Origin of the sequence: Streptococcus mitis (genome assembly GCF_905187495.1) — a bacterium.
Taxonomy (GTDB): domain Bacteria; phylum Bacillota; class Bacilli; order Lactobacillales; family Streptococcaceae; genus Streptococcus; species Streptococcus mitis_CU.
In genome coordinates, this window is the sequence record NZ_CAJJIB010000092.1 from 1 (window position 1) to 377 (window position 377).

The window sequence follows — 377 nt, forward strand, 5'->3', positions numbered from 1 at the left end:
AACTGCTGGAGCCATTCTGAAACCTGAAGTTCCTGTAGCCTCCTTAGTGAATGTGACAACGTAGTTATAATCTTTTCCATTATTTTTATAGAGATAGTCTTCTTTAACAGTATAACCACGTTTACGTAATTCCTCTTTCTTGGCATCAACTTGGTTCTTGACTGCTGCTTTTACTTGATCATCTGTTGAACCTTCCGCGATTTCAAGAGGAGTTCCATTGATATCTCCTAGAAAACCTGCAATATCTTTCATTTTATCAAAGTTATAAAAAACATTGACTTTAACCTTTTGAGGAGCTGGCTGTTCTAGACTTCTACGATTTCTGCTAGCGCGCGGTTGAACTGCTGGAGCCATTCTGAAACCTGAAGTTCCTGTAG

The 377-nt window shown here is 39.0% G+C and carries 1 pseudogene; it reads right to left on the reverse strand.

Going from position 1 to position 377, the window contains the following annotated elements:
• A pseudogene (locus JQ843_RS05505) lies at nt 1-354 on the reverse strand (hypothetical protein); the annotation flags it as partial.
• Nucleotides 355-377: the final 23 nt, after the last annotated feature.